The organism is Pseudomonas sp. N040 (assembly GCF_015637705.1).
Lineage (GTDB): Bacteria > Pseudomonadota > Gammaproteobacteria > Pseudomonadales > Pseudomonadaceae > Aquipseudomonas.
In genome coordinates this window covers 46443-62812 of the sequence record NZ_JADOBE010000009.1, presented here as the reverse complement: position 1 = coordinate 62812, position 16370 = coordinate 46443, and the positions used below count along the sequence as shown (strand labels likewise).

Below are 16370 nucleotides of genomic sequence, written 5' to 3'. Positions count from 1 at the left end.
CTCCTTAAGACTTGCGGCCTGCTTATTCGATGGCGGACGCCTGGATGATCGTTTCAACACCTGCAGCCGGCGGATTACAGCGGCGCTGATCCTGGCGCAGGGCGACTTCCTGGACATCATGGCGAATGACCAGATCAAACAGGCTGATGCCGCTTAGAAACTCATGGATCTGCTGACTCAGATCGGACCACAAGTGATGGGTCAGGCAGATATCGCCCGAATGGCAACCGCCCTGCCCGCCGCAACGGGTCGCATCCACCGACTCATTGACCGCATCGATCACCTGGGCAACCCGAATATCTTTCAAATCGCGCGCGAGCTTGTAGCCACCGCCCGGCCCGCGAACACTGGTAACCAGGTTGTTGCGGCGCAGCTTGGCAAACAATTGCTCGAGGTAGGACAGCGAAATCGCCTGACGTTCGGAGATGTCCGCCAGAGAAACCGGTCCACGCTGACCATGCAATGCCAAATCGAGCATCGCAGTCACGGCGTAACGGCCCTTGGTTGTGAGTCGCATGCTAAGTACCAGAAAAGCGTCTAGGTACTCGAAGTATGCAATTCCCGAGCATTCAAGTCAACTAAAAGACCAAGCAAAATAGTAGGGATTGAATTGCGCGGCGCGGCGCATGATAGCAGACACGCCGCTCAGGCTTCAGGAAGGCGGATTGTCTTCGTCACATTTGACCTGGTCAAAATCCTCCTTGCGCAACTCCGGCAACGCCTTGGCGCAATAGTCACTGCCCAGGGCCGTGAGCGCCTTGCACATGCCTTCCAGCCGCGTATCCACCGCCTGCAAATGATCCAGCAGCTGGCCGATGGCCCGCGCCACCGGATCCGGCATGTCCGAACCGAGGCCGTAGGAGTCGAAGCCATACTTCTCGGCAATCGCCTGCCGCACGGCCTCCTGATCGTCATCCGAACGGGTAATGATGCGCCCCGGAATGCCCACGGCGGTGGCTCCCGGCGGAACGGCCTTGGTCACCACGGCATTGGAGCCGATCTTGGCCCCGGCGCCCACGGTAAAGGGGCCCAGCACCTTGGCGCCGGCCCCGACCACCACCCCATCCTCCAGCGTCGGATGGCGCTTGCCCTTGTTCCAGCTGGTGCCGCCCAGGGTTACGCCCTGATACAGGGTTACGTCATTGCCAATCTCGGCGGTCTCACCGATGACAATCCCCATGCCGTGGTCAATGAAGAAACGCCGGCCGATGACCGCCCCCGGATGGATTTCGATGCCGGTCAGCCAGCGGCCAAAATTGGACAGCCAGCGGCCCAGCCACTTCCAGCCGGAACTCCACAAGGCATGGGCCAGGCGATGGATCCAGATGGCATGCAACCCCGGATAGCAGGTCAGCACCTCGAGAAAGTTTCGCGCCGCCGGGTCGCGGTGAAAGACACTCTCAATATCTTCTCGCACGCGCTCGAACATCAGGGTTCTCTCCGCTTGTGCGGCTCGCCTCGAGCCGTTTTCTGGGTTTCCGTAAGAATGCCGCGCAGGATATTCATTTCCAGCTTGCTTATCCCGCAACGACCATAGAGACGTCGCAAGCGCGGCATCAGATGCCGGGGCTTCAACGGATCGAGGAAGCCAATTTCAATCAGCGTAGCTTCAAGCTGTCCGTAGAAATGCTCCAGTTCATCCATGGTGACCGGCTGCGCATTGAGCATTGCTGTCGTTTCGACCTTGGCCAGCTTGGTCGGCAAACCCTCGGCAGCCAGCCAGGCCATTCTGACCTCGTAAGTCAGCACCTGAACGGCAGTGGCCAGGTTAAGCGAGGAAAATTCAGGATCGGACGGGATGTGCACATGAAAGTGGCAACGCTGCAATTCCTCATTGGTCAGGCCGGCATATTCGCGACCAAATACCAGCGCCACCTCGCCTCCCGCCTGCAACTGCGCAATGCTGGCACTGGCCGACTCGCGCGGATCCAGCAGTGGCCAGGGAATACGCCGCTCACGCGCACTGGTGCCAAACACCATGCTGCAACCCGCCAAGGCCTCCTCGAGGGTCGCCACAACCTGCGCGGCGTCGAGAATATCGCTCGCCCCGGAAGCTCTAGCCACAGCTTCGGCGCTGGGGAAGTCTTGCGGGTCAACCAGCACCAGCCGCGACAACCCCATGTTCTTCATGGCGCGCGCTGCTCCGCCGATGTTGCCGGGGTGACTGGTATTGACCAGCACCACGCGAATTCTCTGCAGCAATGCCTACTCCGGAGCCAACCTCAAGGGGGATCGGATCTTACCGGACAGCCAACACAATTACCAAGCAGGCGGCTATTGCGCCTGCATTTGCACAGGCTTTCTGCTAGAATTTCGCGCTCTCTTTAAAGCCCCAGGTAATTTTCATGCAGCCCATGCTGAATATCGCGCTGCGCGCGGCCCGTAGTGCCGGCGAGCTGATTTTCCGTTCGACCGAGCGTCTGGACGTCATTTCGGTCAACGAAAAAGATGCAAAAGACTACGTGACCGAAATCGACCTTGCCGCCGAGCAGAGCATCATTGCAGCGCTGCGCAAGGCCTACCCGAACCACGGCATACTGGGTGAGGAAAGCGGCCTGAGCGAAGGCAGCGGCGATGGCGCTGATTACCTGTGGATCATTGATCCTCTCGACGGCACCACCAACTTCGTGCGCGGCGTACCGCACTACGCCGTGAGCATCGCCTGCAAATATCGCGGCCGCCTGGAGCACGCGGTGGTACTCGACCCTATACGCCAGGAAGAATTCACCGCCAGCCGCGGGCGTGGCGCCGCACTGAATGGTCGCCGCCTGCGCGTCAGCTCGCGCAAGAGCCTGGAAGGCGCCCTGCTTGGAACCGGCTTCCCGTTCCGCGACAACCAGCTGGACAGCCTCGACAACTACCTCGGCATGTTCCGCAGCCTGGTCGGGCAGACCGCCGGGATTCGGCGTGCCGGCGCGGCCAGCCTGGATCTGGCCTATGTTGCCGCCGGGCGCTTTGACGCTTACTGGGAGTTCGGCCTGTCCGAATGGGACATGGCGGCCGGGGCACTGCTGGTCCAGGAGGCCGGTGGCCTGATCAGCGACTTTACCGGCAACCACGAGTTCCTCGAGAAGGGCCATGTGGTAGCGGGCAACACCAAGTGCTTCAAAGCCGTGCTGACCGCCATTCAGCCGCACCTGCCGGAAGCCATGAAGCGCTGAATGTGCCTCGGGCCTACTGCAGAAACTAAAAAAGCGCCTCTTCAGGCGCTTTTTTAGTTTGGTTCCACAGTAACCGGGAAGAGGTTACTGGGCCTGCTGCGAGAGGATCAGGCGACCCTGTTCGTCCAGCGGAATCTTGCTGCCCGGATCGTAGTCCATGCGCACCTGGTTGACCTGGCCATCCAGTTCGTATTTGACATCATAACCGACCAGTTTCTCACTGGTGTCGGTGACCGTGCTGCAACGCGTCTCGGTGGTCTGATAGGTATCGCTTTCCTGCATGTTCTCTTGCACCTTATTGCCGGCATAGCCACCCGCCGCTGCACCGGCGACCGTAGCGACCTTCTTGCCGGTGCCGCCACCGACCTGATTGCCAAGCAAGCCACCCGCCAGCGCACCAATCACCGTACCGGTAATCTGGTGCTCATCCTTGACCGGAGCCTGCTTGGTCACCACGACATCCTTGCAGACCTGGCGTGGTGTCTTGATCGTCTCATTGACCGGCTGCACGGCAACCACCTTGGCATATTCCGTGCCGCCGCCAACCAGGGTGTACGTCGCTATCGCGCCACCCGCAGTAACGCCCACAGCACCAAGAACCGCACCGACGAGCATCGACTTGTCCACGCTAACCTCCAAAATCCATTAATGGGGCACAGTACCCCAGCGAAAACTTCGACCTGAAATCCCACCATTAGTTCAACTTGGGATGAGCCTTGCTGGAAAACGCGACAGTCGTCACAAAGCTCATGGGCGATCGTCAACCGCCTCCGCTTCAACCGGAGGGATCAGGTCATCCCGGGTCAGCTTCAGCCAGATCAGCATCACACTGGCAATATAGACAGAAGAGTAAGTGCCCGCAGTAACACCAATAAACAGTGCCAGCGAGAATCCCCAGAGATTCTCGCCACCGAACACCATCAACGCCAGAATCGCCAGCAGTGTCGAAATGGACGTAGCCAAAGTTCTGAGCATGGTCTGCGTGGTCGAGATATTGATGTTCTCGATCAGCTCGGCCTTGCGCAGCAAGCGGAAGTTCTCGCGGATCCGGTCGAACACCACGATGGTGTCGTTCAGCGAATAACCGATTATCGCCAGCACGGCCGCCAGCACCGACAGATCAAAGGGGATCTGGAAGAAACTGAACACGCCCAGCGTGATGATAACGTCATGCAGGAGCGAAACGATGGCCCCCAGACCAAACTTCCACTGAAAGCGAAATGCCACGTACAGCATCACCCCAGCCAGAGCCAGCAACATGCCCAAGCCACCCTGGTCGCGCAGCTCCTCGCCAACCGAAGGCCCCACAAACTCGACACGGTTGATCGTCAGCTGATTATCCCCGGTCTGCGCCTGGAGCGCCTGGGCAACCTTGTTGCCAAGCTGCGGATCATCGCCGCGCAGGCGTACCAGTACATCAGTGGTAGCACCAAAGCTCTGCACCTGGGCGTCGGCATAACCGGCATTGCGCAACTGGTCACGCACATCGGAGGGCTGAATCGGCTTCTGGTATCCCAGCTCGATCAGGGTACCGCCAGTGAAGTCGAGGCCAAAATTCAGCCCCTTGAAAGCCAGACTCCCCAGCGAGATGACGGTGAGCAGCATGGTCAGTGCAAATGCAATATTGCGGATGCCCATGAAATTGATTGCAGTTTTCATCGTCATTACCCCTTTAAATCCACAGCTTCTTGAGCTGACGATTACCGAAGATCAGATTGACCATCGCCCGCGTTACAAAAACCGCAGTAAACATCGACGTGAGAATCCCCAGGGACATGGTCACCGAGAACCCTTTTACCGGCCCGGTACCCATGACAAAGAGAATCCCGCCCACCAGCAGCGTGGTCAGGTTGCCATCGATGATGGCGCTGAAGGCCCGATCAAAACCTTCGTGAATGGCGCGCTGAACCGACATGCCATTTTCAATCTCCTCGCGAATCCGCGAGAAGATCAGTACGTTGGCATCCACCGCCATGCCCATGGTCAGCACGATACCGGCAATACCTGGCAGGGTAAGAGTCGCCCCCAGCAAGGACATCAGCGCCAGCAGCAGCACCATGTTGAAACCCAGCGCCACGGTCGCCAGCAGGCCGAAGAACTTATAGATGGCGAGAATGAACAGGGAAACGAAGATAAAACCCCAGATTGATGCCTTGATCCCCAGCTCGATGTTCTCGGCACCCAGGCTCGGGCCGATGGTGCGCTCCTCGGCAAAGTGCATCGGCGCCGCCAGGCCACCGGCGCGCAGCAGCAAGGCCAGCTCGGAGGACTCGCCCGGGCCATCCAGGCCGGTGATGCGGAAGCTGTTGCCGAGCGCCGACTGGATAGTGGCCAGGCTGATGATCTTCTTTTCTTCCTTGAACGCCGTTACCGGCACTTCCTTCTCGACACCATCCACGGTCTGCTTGACGTAGCGCGTGACCGGCTTCTGCTCGATAAAGATCACCGCCATGCTGCGCCCGACATTGTTCCGCGTAGCGCGGTTCATCAGATCACCGCCATGCCCATCCAGGCGAATGTTGACCTGCGGACGGCCATTCTCATCGAAGCTGGCACTGGCATCGGTAACCTTGTCACCAGTGATGATCAGGCCGCGCTCCAGAGCCACCGGTGGTCGGTTCGGTTCGCGGAACTCGAACGACTCGGTCGCCGCCTTCGGTGCGTCGCGGTCCGCCTCCAGGCGGAATTCCAGGTTGGCAGTCTTGCCGAGAATACCCTTGGCACTGGCGGTATCCTGCACGCCTGGCAACTCGACAACGATGCGATTGGCGCCCTGGCGCTGCACCAGCGGCTCGGACACGCCCAGCTCATTGACCCGGTTGCGCACGGTGGTCAGGTTTTGCTTGATCGAATACTCGCGAATCTCTGCCAGCTTGGCCGGGGTCAGCGCCAGGCTCAGCACCACCTGTCCATTGCGTTCGGCTTCAGTGAGGGCAAAATCAGGAAAGCTCTTCTGTATCAGGCCATGGGCCTTTTCCAGCTGGGCCTTGTCGGCAAAGCCGAGCTGGATCGCATTGTCCTGCTGGGGCAGCGAGCGATAGCGCAGGCGCTCCTTGCGCAGCAGGCTCTTCACTTCCCCCTCGTAGACCTTGATGCGCGCCGTGACCGCCTTGTCCATGTCTACTTCGAGCAGGAAGTGCACGCCACCCGACAAGTCCAGGCCGAGCTTCATCGGGCCTGCGCCCAGGCTGCGCAACCAGGCCGGCGTGGTCGGTGCCAGGTTCAGCGCCACCACATACTCGTCGCCCAGAGCACGGGCAACCAGATCACGCCCCGGCAACTGATCGGCAGCTGCCGCGAGGCGCAGCATGCCACCCTGCGGGCTGAGCTCAACCGCCTTCACCGCGATGCCACCGGCCTTGAGGGCGCTCTCTGCACGCTGCATTTGGGCATCGGTAATCTTCAGCGCGACACTCTGTCCGCGAATCTGGATCGCCGGATCATCCGGGTAGAGGTTCGGAGCGGAATAAATAAAGCCTACCAGCAAGATCGAAACGATCAGCAGGTACTTCCATAGAGGGAATCTGTTGAGCATGACTGCGCCCGTTATGACGCGGGGCGCCTGAAGCGCCCCGTGTTGGTAGAAAAGAGTTTGCTTAGATGGCTTTCAGCGTGCCTTTGGGCAGCGCGGCAGCGATGGCGGCTTTCTGGATCTTGAGTTCAACGGTGTCGGATACATCAAGAACGATGAAATCATCACCCACCTTGGCGATCTTGCCGGCGATCCCGCCGACGGTGACCACTTCATCACCCTTTTGCAGGTTGCCCAGCAGGTTTTTCTTTTCCTTGGCCTGCTTGGCCTGGGGACGCCAGATCATCAGATAGAAAATGACCAGGAAACCGACCAAGAATACCCACTCGAAACCGGTACCGGCAGGGCCGGCTACTGCCGGGGCGGATTCAGCATAAGCCGCAGGGATGAAAAAGCTCATTGTCTTGCTCCAGTTATAAAGTCTAATTAAAACAAAAAGTTGCGCTTAAATTGGCGGTGTCGGCAAACCCCGCTTGGCATAGAAGGCGTCGACGAAGCTGGCCAATGTACCCTGTTGAATTGCCTCGCGCAAACCAGCCATGAGGCGCTGGTAGTGCCGCAGGTTGTGAATGGTATTGAGCATGCTGCCAAGCATTTCGCCGCACTTGTCCAGGTGGTGCAGGTAAGCCCGCGAAAAGTGCTGGCAGGTATAACAGTCACAGCTCGGATCCAGCGGCGATTCGTCCTTCTTGTGGAAGGCATTGCGAATCTTCAGCACCCCGGTGTCGACAAACAGGTGGCCATTGCGCGCATTTCGCGTCGGCATCACGCAGTCGAACATGTCCACGCCACGGCGCACGCCTTCGACCAGGTCTTCCGGCTTGCCCACGCCCATCAGGTAGCGCGGCTTGTCCGCCGGCATCTGTGGCGGCAGAAAATCCAGCACGCGGATCATCTCCTCCTTCGGCTCGCCGACCGACAGTCCGCCAATCGCCAGGCCGTCAAAACCGATCTCGTTGAGGCCGTCCAGCGAACGCCGGCGCAGCTCTTCGTGCATGCCGCCCTGGACGATGCCGAACAGCGCCGAAGGATTATCGCCGTGCGCCACCTTGGATCGCCCGGCCCAGCGCAGCGACAGCTCCATCGAGCGCCGAGCCGTTTCAATATCAGCCGGATAGGGCGTGCATTCGTCAAAGATCATTACGATGTCGGAACCCAGCGCCCGCTGCACCGCCATCGACTCTTCTGGCCCCATGAACACCTTGGCGCCATCCACCGGCGAGGCGAAGTAGACCCCCTCCTCCTTGATCTTGCGCAGCGCGCCCAGGCTGAACACCTGGAACCCGCCGGAATCGGTAAGAATCGGCCCCTGCCACTGCATGAAGTTATGCAAATCGCCGTGCTGGCGAATCACCTCGGTGCCCGGGCGCAGCCACAGGTGAAAGGTGTTGCCGAGGATGATCTGCGCGCCAATCGCCTCGATGTCCCGCGGCAGCATGCCCTTGACCGTGCCATAGGTACCCACCGGCATGAATGCCGGGGTTTCCACCACGCCGCGCGGGAAGCTCAGGCGGCCGCGCCGGGCCTTGCCGTCAGTCGCCAGCAACTCAAAGTTCATGAAACTCATAATCAGTCCTGTGGCCCTGCGGCCTGCGGATTGCGGGTGATGAACATCGCATCACCGTAACTGAAGAAACGGTACTGCTGCGCAACCGCCGCAGCATAGGCCGCCATCGTCTGTGCATAGCCGGCAAACGCCGACACCAGCATGAGCAAGGTGGATTCCGGCAAATGAAAGTTGGTTACCAGCGCATCCACGACGCGGAACCGATAGCCGGGGAATATGAAAATATCGGTATCCCCGGAAAACGCCTGCAACTCGCCCGAGCGCGCCGCCGTTTCCAGCGACCGCACGCTGGTGGTGCCTACGGCAATCACCCGCCCGCCACGTGCCTTGCAGGCGGCAACCGCATCCACCACCGCCTGACTGACTTCCAGCCATTCGCAGTGCATGTGGTGATCCTCGATCCGCTCGACGCGCACCGGCTGGAAAGTCCCGGCACCGACATGCAGGGTCACAAAAGCCGTTTCCACACCCTTCTGGCGAATGCTGTCGAGCATTGACTGGTCAAAATGCAGGCCTGCCGTCGGCGCCGCCACTGCACCGGCCCGGTCGGCATACACCGTCTGATACCGCTCGCGATCGGCGGCTTCATCCGGCCGGTCTATATAAGGTGGCAGCGGCATGTGCCCGACGCGGTCAAGCAGCGGCACCACCGCCTCGGCGAAGCGCAGCTCGAACAGCGCATCGTGGCGCGCCAGCATCTCGGCTTCGCCCCCACCTTCTATATGGATCCGCGAACCCGGCTTGGGCGACTTGCTGGAGCGCACATGCGCCAGCACACGGTGACTATCCAGCACCCGCTCCACCAGGATCTCCAGCTTGCCGCCGGAAGCCTTCTGGCCGAACAGCCGCGCCGGAATCACCCGGGTATTGTTGAATACCATCAGATCGCCCGGCTGCAGATAATCCAGCAGGTCGGCGAAGGCCCGATGCCTGGGCGGGCCGGCCGGATCATCCAGCACCAGCAACCGGCTAGCGCGGCGCTCGGCCAGCGGATGACGGGCAATCAGCGAATCGGGCAATTCAAAGTGGAAGTCAGTAACACGCATTTCGGAGGGTCGTCTTGCAGGGCCGGCGATATTACCGGAAATGCCGGCGTGAGGCCACGCGCACCGTTGACCGGGGCAGCGGCTCTCCCTATACTCCGCGCCCATTGTGCCCCGGTGGCGGAATCGGTAGACGCGGCGGATTCAAAATCCGTTTTCGAAAGGAGTGGGAGTTCGAGTCTCCCCCGGGGCACCATTAGATCTTCTCAAGCAGTACCGAAACTGCCTGAAACCCCAATAAAACCGGCCAATTAGCCGGTTTTTTATTGCCTGCAATTCCCGACCAATCCCTTGAAAGCCCAGAAATTAGTGAGTAGATTTGAGAGTAGGATCAGTTCGGTCTTGAAATCTACTCACGCGAATGGCGCAACATACCAATTGGCGTGACCTGCAAGGGGTCCACATGTCACTCACAGACACCGCCATTCGCAACGCCAAGCCCAGCGAAAAACTGTATCGCCTGACAGACGCTCATGGTCTGTGCATCGAAATTACGCCAAACGGTTCAAAATTATGGCGCTACCGTTACCGCTTCGACGGCAAAGCAAAGATGATGGCTTTAGGCTCATACCCAACCATCAGCCTGTTGAAGGCTAGACAAAAGCGCGACGAAGCTCGACAACTGCAGGCCGAAGATATAGATCCCAGCGAACATCGTAAGACTGCCAAAATTGCGCAAAAAGTAGCAGGCCTTACCTTCGAGCTACTGGCCCAGGAATGGTTCGATTACAACTCACCTCGCTGGGCTATTGCCACAGCCAATAAAGCCGAAGCCTATCTAAAGTCCGATTTGCTACCAGCCCTTGGCAAGAGGCCTGTAAAAGCCATAACCCGTCCTGAACTGGTAGATCTGCTGCGCAAGATTGAAGGTCGTGGTGCTTTTAATGTGGCGAAGAAAACCCGCCAATGGTTGAGCCAAATATTCCGCTTTGGCTTAGCCAAGGGCGCGCTAGATAGCAACCCTGCTACCGATCTGGATGTAGTAGCAGCACTTGCGCCGCGTACTACACATCACCCACACGTCGCTTTTGATGAATTACCCGAACTACTTGAAAAGCTCGAAGCTACCCGCTGCCACGCCATGACCCGCTACGCCGTGCGCTTGCTGCTACTAACTGGAGTGCGGCCTGGCGAACTACGTAAAGCACCTTGGGCTGAATTCGATCTCGACACAGCGACTTGGACAATTCCTGCCGAGAGAATGAAAGCTCGTCGCCCGCACGTGGTACCCCTCCCCCACCAGGCCATAACAATCCTGCGCCAGTTAAAAGAAATCACCGGACGGTACTCACTAGCCTTCGCAGGCAGCAGCAACCCAGAACGCCCGATGAGCGAGAACACAGTAAACAAAGCACTGAAATTGGCCGGTTATGAAGGAAAACAAACGGGGCACGGCTTCAGACACCTGCTGAGCACCGAGCTAAACGGACGCGGCTACAACAAGGATTGGGTAGAGCGCCAGCTTGCGCATGGTGATAGCGATGATATGCGGGCAACTTACAACCACGCGGCCTACCTCAAGCAGCGTCGAAAAATGATGCAAGAATGGGCTGACTCAATAGCGATAGCTGGTACAGGCACGCAAGCGGTAAAAGCCAGACGCATGCGCTAGCGGCTTTTCGAACAATGTCCAAGCATGGCCAGCCGCACAATTTAACCAGCACACTTTTGACAATTCGCAATTACAAGGTAAGCACATGAACAAACTTTGGAAATTCAAAAGGTACCTAACCCTCGACGAAGTAGCTCACTATTTATCAAGTACATTCAATGACGAAGTACAAAGCATCGACGTAGCACGATTTATGCTGGATGGATACATGGTTGGATCAGCAATAGCTAATGGCTGGCATTGTTTTATTATCAAATCCACAGATACAGACGCAAAATTGCATGGCGAAAACCGAGATCAATTCGCAAGGAATAAGGAGGGTCATCAAGTAGCGCCGGATGAAATCATCAATGGCCCTTACCGCATAGATGTAGCTGAGCTCCAATCAAATCGTGAATACATTACTATTGTACTGAACAGTGGTTGCAAAGCAGCTTGTTATGAAATTGATTACTCAAAGTTTTGCAGTTTAGAAAATGGCATCCAAATAGAAAGAAGCACCTCCTCAAAATCAGAAAAAACAGATAAATTAAATAGATTAATTGATTACTTACCAAAAGTAATAGACGAAAATTCGACAGCTCGGAAGTATATTAAGCCGAAAATCGGATTTGAAGACATTGTTATCCAACACAGTGATCTCGAAGATTTCATGGCCAAAGTTAATCTAGATAAGCCAGAAAAGCCTCTTGATGATCGAGAAAGAACCAGCATGGAGCGCATTATTCTTGCCCTAGCTAAAGATGCAAAATACAAATTAACTAACCCATACAGTGATGCTGAAGCCTTAGAAGCCTCTGCTGCGACACATGGAATAGAACTACCAGCAAGAGATACTATTGCCAAATTCCTAAAAGCAGCTGCTAAGCATAATAATAAATCCTAATAGACTTTACACAAATCCTAATAGGACAATTTTTTAAGCCTAACCTATATTGTGCACGTCATGTTCTCACAGCAGCCAATGGAGGCCGCAAACATGACTAGTACCACCTCAGAATCATCAAAAAACAATTCATCATCAGTAATCACACCAATTCGTCGCTTTATCAAACTGCACGAAGTTAAATCCCTTACCACCCTCTCCACATCCGAAATTTACCGCCGGATAGCAGCTGGCACCTTCCCCAAGCAAGTTTCACTAGGGCCAAAATCCGTTGTTTGGATTGAGTCCGAAGTGCTTGCGTGGTGCGAAGTACAAATTTCTGCTAGTCGCAGCATAGCTGCCTGATTTAATTCAAAAGTGTGAATTTATTAATTATAGATATTCAGGGCTGATTATCGTCCTGAAAACGGTCTATTAGAATTTGAATTCTTATAAATAAATTCATATCGGAATTAATTAACCTTTAACCGGAAACAGAATTAGAAATAGGGATACACAAATCAAAACCTTAGGCATCGCCTAAGAAGTGTTTAAGGCTAAAGGCTACTCACTTCGAATTAATAATCGTGTTGAGATTTGTGATCGTAGGCCTTCAACAATAGCGCCTAGGTTTAGTAGTAACTAAAATAAATTAAAAGGAAAAAATGAAAAATCAAAAATTTGATCTATCAAATAATGAAAAGCTTCAAATTAGCACTGTAGGTTTCTTGAATAGGTATGAATGGTATTACTTTATAACACTAAACCTTATGAGCACAAGAAGCGAATCCAGAGCAAGGGAAATAATTAATAAATTCTTGAAGGAATTAAGCATTTCAATATTTGGCAGAAAATCTAAAAAAGCATTAAAGGTCGCTGTTTCTTTAGAAAAACACAAAAATGGAGGGCTTCATGTTCATTTAATAACTGAAAATCCTATAACAAGAATAAACAACATAGAACGCATTAATTCACTAAACTTTAAACAATTGGTGAAGTTTTACTGGGAACATTCGGACAGTGCCACCGCAATGATTGATTTATCATGTAAAGACAAAGAAAGCTGGTTCAAAGAGATTTATGAACAAGAAGGGGTGCTATTTTATGTCACAAAAGAAATACCACAAAATCGAATAGATGTAATGCAATGGGAACTAACAAACCCAACAGGGTATATCAAAAAATGATTGACTTAAATATAATAACTATCGGATCACTACTGATACACGCAAGCATGTTTTGGTTCCTAATCGCTTACGAAGCATTAATTATCCAGAACTCTTAATTTAAAACAATCGGTCGGCAAGAACCGCTTACAAATTAAGCCGATTATTGAAATTAATTTAACTCCAGTAAATGTTTAGCGGTTAAATTTTATCAACGAAGTCCTGTTTTTTTGATGAATCTTTCGCTTCGCAGATTTCGATTTATTTACCTTAATCCAAAATGAAATTATTAATCTCTGACACGGAAGTCCGAGCTATTTTGAAAGATAAAATTCAGTATTATTAACATTGCTTACCACAAGCCCGACAGTTTCGGACAAGTGCTTGGCAAGACGAACATAAAGGCTAGAGCGCGACGGAACACAAGTGAACCACACATAATTCATTTTGAATTTCTTGATATGCGCGACAGCAATTCTCTCCACTTCACGAAATACGTGTAAAGAATTGACTCCCGAGAGCCCCAGGTCGTTATAGCTTTCCACCTCAGTTCCGAACACGGCAAATTCATCGTAATTCGAGTGCGGTGTAAAAAATGATAATTGAGCATCGTTCGAGAATCGAACAACATACCCAATGCCTCCGACTTGAAAGGTGTATTCATAATTATTCATGCACACGGATCACTTTATTCTAAAATCACGAACAATAATAACCATGCTTTCATTTTACATCAATCCAGCAAAGTCATATTAAAAAGTTTAATTAAATCGATTCGAAATTAAAATTTACCAGTGTGAAACCTGAATCTGTTTTAGACATTGTGGTTTTTGAGTCTTTTTTTACCATTGGCGAACTCCTCACTTCCTGCTCAATTTCATGATCATTTAATTTCGAAATATCTTTGCTTACGAAAATTATACTCTCTGCAACAATTCCATCCCACCCCCATTTCTGGTAAAGAATTTGATATTGCCCAAGCTTTGTTTCTACTTGAGTCATAATTTTAGTATCAGCATCGACAGGAACGGCATCAAACCTATCACTCATAAATTTTTCACTTAATAAAAATTAAAATTACTGAAAAGAGCACCCTTTATACGAGCACTTATTAGCTGATAAATTAAATATGTTTAACTGAAATAAAATTATCTTGAATAATTTCATTTTCACCACTCCATCGATAAGCACAAAGCTTTCGCTCATCCGGCCTATTCGATGGTGTGCTGGCTGCGATGCTGTAGTCCAGGCAAGCAATGTGAGTGCTCAAAGCTACTGGTTCTCCTGTCATCCAGTAATGCCCTACGAACAGCAATTTATCTCCTGCGTAACCTGGTAATAGGTCATCCGGAATTGGCGTATGTGGAATGAGATCAATAACGTCGCTAGGGACCATGGCTAGGTCACGATAGGTAAGCCCCTCTAACTCCCACCACTTAGCTCGAATGTGCTTGCGGGAATGGCCATCTTTGTCTTCAAAATCAACACCGCCTGGAAGCGGAATCTCTAAGCCTTTAAGTACTATTTCTAGAGCGTCATAAGCCTGGCTTCCTTTACGATTCAACTCCGCCCAGGCATCCGATTTAATGCAATCTTTCTCATCCGTGAAGTCGGCCAACACCTGTAACGATGCTGGGTGCCAACAAGCATGGATCACGCGCAATCCTTCAAGGTCCAGGAAAATTGGTAGCGTCTTGAACCACTCAACAACCTCAAAATGCTTCTCTGAACCTTCACCTATCTGCGCAAGGAAAGCCTTGTGCTGGTGTTGATTTTTATCACTATGCGTTCGTAAATAATCGAGCCCGTCTGCAGTTGGGGTGGCCCATGCAACTGCGTTGAATTCATGGTTGCCCATTACAGCTTGTGCATAGCCTCGTTCGACCATGGACTTTGCGATATTGATCACTTCCAGCTGCTCTGGTCCCCGATCTACAAAGTCACCAAGAAATATGACTTTGCGCTCTGGATGCTGCCACACCCCATCAATTTCTGCGTAATTCATCTTCTTCAGCAGATTTTTAAGCGGAGTTGCGTGACCGTGTATGTCGCCGATAATGTCGTACATTAAAATTCCTTTTATTTATTAGTTTCTTGACACGGGATCACGCCACCAATTATTTCACCTTCTAATGATAATTCCAGACTTTTGTCTTTTTCATATACGAATCGATACCTTTCGACCTGTCCAGAAGGGCCGAAATCTCCGGCGGTTTCCTGCATATTTTTCCGTACAGTTGCCTTTGCCATTTCGACCTGAACATCCAGCGGCTGATGCCATATACCATCAGGTAGATCAACTCGGCACTGATTCAAGAGGTGCCCCATGGTCATTGCAGAGCGTCCCTCACGCTTAAGACCAGTGATTGCATGAAGCTGTGGCCTAAAGGCCCAAGCCTCGTTAGACCAATACTCGCTAGCATCTTTGACCGCCTTCAGAGAACCATCCTCTGGAATCTCAAGCACCTGACATAGCTTTAAAACAAATTGCTCTCTTGTGTACTGGTAATCGGTAGGCCCTTTTTCCAACCCGAGCGTAGGAGAGCCCATTACCCATTTCAGGCGGGCAATCGCTTGTTCAGAAGGATGCTCGTAGCCCATAGCCACAAGTATCTCCGTATGGTTTCGATCTGCAGCGCGACGCTTTATTTCTTGGCGTAGATTTATCACCGACATAACGGCACTCCTGACTAGCTGCGGCTTTCTGTTTTCAGCGCCAGCACGATACTGGCCAGGCTAGTTGGCTCAATCGACTCAACCTCAAACCAATCCATCAAGGTCTCACTGACCGCCTCATCTGCTGGCCGCCCGCTTGAGAGCTGTTGGAAAATGGCCCGTGCAATGGCGTCGTACTCGTCAAAACAATCGTTTTCCTTGCAGCAGGTTCCCATTGGGTCAGCGTCGAACAGTATCTTGGAAATCTCTGACACGCTCATTTTCTGGCTCATTCGCTACCTCGATCCTTATCCGGCCAAACTGTGACCTCTGATAAGGCTAGAGTAATGCCTATGTGCGACATATTACGTCGCAACCAGAGCAAATCATATGCAGCATCAGTTAACGGATCAGTCCTCCGACACGCGGAGATCATGAGGAAATGCCATGTTCAACCACGAAATGATGATGGCTTCAGGAATTTGGGGATTTCTGGGAGCTGCACTTTTTCTTCTTTGGTGCTTTCTTGGATTTTTAGTACAGAAAGTGGGCCTTTTTTCAGCAACAATTGAATCGCGACGTAGCCAAATCCTCAGCGCCTTTCGCTGGGTTTGGCTGTTGCCAATGCATATTGCTTGGATTGCACTCATCCTGGCTTTGGTTTGGAATCGGCCTGTAAGCTGAATTGGCACCACCCCCGCTGGCACTGCAGGGTCTGCAGAGGGGAAGACCGTAGGCATCCCAGCCTCCTGATTTACTAGACGATAAT

20 protein-coding genes and 1 tRNA gene are annotated in these 16370 nt (G+C 53.2%); 7 read left to right on the top strand and 14 right to left on the bottom strand.

The window, feature by feature from the left end; all coding sequences use genetic code 11:
* Nucleotides 1–22 precede the first annotated feature (22 nt).
* The 3 genes from iscR to trmJ all read right to left on the bottom strand — a co-directional run bounded on the left by iscR (nucleotide 23) and on the right by trmJ (nucleotide 2202).
* A complete protein-coding gene (gene iscR, locus ISX93_RS13755; protein WP_195779310.1) occupies nucleotides 23–517 on the bottom strand; it encodes a Fe-S cluster assembly transcriptional regulator IscR in 495 nt (164 codons plus the stop codon).
* Nucleotides 518–652: 135 nt separating this feature from the next.
* Complete coding sequence (cysE, locus tag ISX93_RS13750) at nucleotides 653–1429, bottom strand: serine O-acetyltransferase (protein WP_195779309.1); 777 nt, start codon at nucleotides 1427–1429, stop codon at nucleotides 653–655.
* Complete coding sequence (gene trmJ, locus ISX93_RS13745; RefSeq protein ID WP_195779308.1) at nucleotides 1429–2202, bottom strand: tRNA (cytosine(32)/uridine(32)-2'-O)-methyltransferase TrmJ; 774 nt, start codon at nucleotides 2200–2202, stop codon at nucleotides 1429–1431. The genes cysE and trmJ overlap by 1 nt, the downstream gene beginning before the upstream one ends.
* Nucleotides 2203–2345: 143 nt before the next feature.
* Here trmJ and suhB point away from each other — a divergent pair, with 143 nt between their 5' ends.
* On the top strand, nucleotides 2346–3161 hold the full coding sequence (gene suhB, locus ISX93_RS13740; RefSeq protein ID WP_195779307.1) for a type III secretion system regulator SuhB: 816 nt from the start codon (nucleotides 2346–2348) through the stop codon (nucleotides 3159–3161).
* An 84-nt stretch (nucleotides 3162–3245) separates the two neighbouring features.
* On the opposite strand, the gene ISX93_RS13735 is transcribed toward suhB, so the two are convergent.
* The 6 genes from ISX93_RS13735 to queA form a co-directional block, all read right to left on the bottom strand.
* Complete coding sequence (locus ISX93_RS13735) at nucleotides 3246–3788, bottom strand: glycine zipper 2TM domain-containing protein (protein ID WP_195779306.1); 543 nt, start codon at nucleotides 3786–3788, stop codon at nucleotides 3246–3248.
* A 120-nt stretch (nucleotides 3789–3908) separates the two neighbouring features.
* Nucleotides 3909–4820, bottom strand: a complete 912-nt coding sequence (secF, locus tag ISX93_RS13730; protein WP_195779305.1) for a protein translocase subunit SecF — start codon at nucleotides 4818–4820, stop codon at nucleotides 3909–3911.
* A 13-nt stretch (nucleotides 4821–4833) separates the two neighbouring features.
* Nucleotides 4834–6696 (bottom strand): protein translocase subunit SecD, encoded by a 1863-nt coding sequence (secD, locus tag ISX93_RS13725; RefSeq protein ID WP_195779304.1) that lies wholly within the window; start codon nucleotides 6694–6696, stop codon nucleotides 4834–4836.
* 61 nt (nucleotides 6697–6757) lie between these two features.
* Nucleotides 6758–7093 carry a preprotein translocase subunit YajC gene (yajC, locus tag ISX93_RS13720; protein ID WP_195779303.1) on the bottom strand — a complete coding sequence of 112 codons (336 nt, stop codon included), beginning with the start codon at nucleotides 7091–7093 and terminating at the stop codon, nucleotides 6758–6760.
* A 45-nt stretch (nucleotides 7094–7138) separates the two neighbouring features.
* Nucleotides 7139–8251 carry a tRNA guanosine(34) transglycosylase Tgt gene (gene tgt, locus ISX93_RS13715; RefSeq protein WP_195779447.1) on the bottom strand — a complete coding sequence of 371 codons (1113 nt, stop codon included), beginning with the start codon at nucleotides 8249–8251 and terminating at the stop codon, nucleotides 7139–7141.
* 11 nt (nucleotides 8252–8262) lie between these two features.
* On the bottom strand, nucleotides 8263–9306 hold the full coding sequence (gene queA, locus ISX93_RS13710) for a tRNA preQ1(34) S-adenosylmethionine ribosyltransferase-isomerase QueA (protein ID WP_195779302.1): 1044 nt from the start codon (nucleotides 9304–9306) through the stop codon (nucleotides 8263–8265).
* 108 nt (nucleotides 9307–9414) lie between these two features.
* Here queA and ISX93_RS13705 point away from each other — a divergent pair.
* The 5 genes from ISX93_RS13705 to ISX93_RS13685 all read left to right on the top strand — a co-directional run bounded on the left by ISX93_RS13705 (nucleotide 9415) and on the right by ISX93_RS13685 (nucleotide 12967).
* A tRNA-Leu gene (locus tag ISX93_RS13705) sits at nucleotides 9415–9499 on the top strand.
* A 207-nt stretch (nucleotides 9500–9706) separates the two neighbouring features.
* A complete protein-coding gene (locus ISX93_RS13700; RefSeq protein WP_195779301.1) occupies nucleotides 9707–10915 on the top strand; it encodes a tyrosine-type recombinase/integrase in 1209 nt (402 codons plus the stop codon).
* An 85-nt stretch (nucleotides 10916–11000) separates the two neighbouring features.
* The gene (locus ISX93_RS13695; protein ID WP_195779300.1) at nucleotides 11001–11801 is read left to right on the top strand and encodes a hypothetical protein; all 801 of its coding nucleotides are present in this window, start codon (nucleotides 11001–11003) and stop codon (nucleotides 11799–11801) included.
* A 93-nt stretch (nucleotides 11802–11894) separates the two neighbouring features.
* Nucleotides 11895–12146, top strand: a complete 252-nt coding sequence (locus ISX93_RS13690; protein WP_195779299.1) for a helix-turn-helix transcriptional regulator — start codon at nucleotides 11895–11897, stop codon at nucleotides 12144–12146.
* 299 nt (nucleotides 12147–12445) lie between these two features.
* On the top strand, nucleotides 12446–12967 hold the full coding sequence (locus ISX93_RS13685) for a hypothetical protein (protein ID WP_195779298.1): 522 nt from the start codon (nucleotides 12446–12448) through the stop codon (nucleotides 12965–12967).
* Nucleotides 12968–13260: 293 nt separating this feature from the next.
* On the opposite strand, the gene ISX93_RS13680 is transcribed toward ISX93_RS13685, so the two are convergent.
* The 5 genes from ISX93_RS13680 to ISX93_RS13660 all read right to left on the bottom strand — a co-directional run bounded on the left by ISX93_RS13680 (nucleotide 13261) and on the right by ISX93_RS13660 (nucleotide 15894).
* Nucleotides 13261–13620 carry a hypothetical protein gene (locus ISX93_RS13680; RefSeq protein ID WP_195779297.1) on the bottom strand — a complete coding sequence of 120 codons (360 nt, stop codon included), beginning with the start codon at nucleotides 13618–13620 and terminating at the stop codon, nucleotides 13261–13263.
* 91 nt (nucleotides 13621–13711) lie between these two features.
* Entirely contained in the window at nucleotides 13712–13996 is a 285-nt protein-coding gene (locus ISX93_RS13675; protein ID WP_195779296.1) for a hypothetical protein, read from the bottom strand.
* Nucleotides 13997–14069: 73 nt separating this feature from the next.
* A complete protein-coding gene (locus ISX93_RS13670; RefSeq protein WP_195779295.1) occupies nucleotides 14070–15014 on the bottom strand; it encodes a metallophosphoesterase in 945 nt (314 codons plus the stop codon).
* Nucleotides 15015–15025: 11 nt separating this feature from the next.
* Nucleotides 15026–15622: a hypothetical protein gene (locus ISX93_RS13665; RefSeq protein WP_195779294.1), complete on the bottom strand. Its 597-nt coding sequence runs from the start codon at nucleotides 15620–15622 to the stop codon at nucleotides 15026–15028.
* 14 nt (nucleotides 15623–15636) lie between these two features.
* A complete protein-coding gene (locus ISX93_RS13660) occupies nucleotides 15637–15894 on the bottom strand; it encodes a hypothetical protein (RefSeq protein WP_195779293.1) in 258 nt (85 codons plus the stop codon).
* A gap of 154 nt (nucleotides 15895–16048) precedes the next feature.
* Between ISX93_RS13660 and ISX93_RS13655 the strand changes: the two genes are divergently transcribed.
* Nucleotides 16049–16285, top strand: coding sequence for a hypothetical protein (locus ISX93_RS13655; RefSeq protein ID WP_195779292.1), 237 nt, complete (start codon nucleotides 16049–16051; stop codon nucleotides 16283–16285).
* Nucleotides 16286–16370 lie beyond the last annotated feature (85 nt).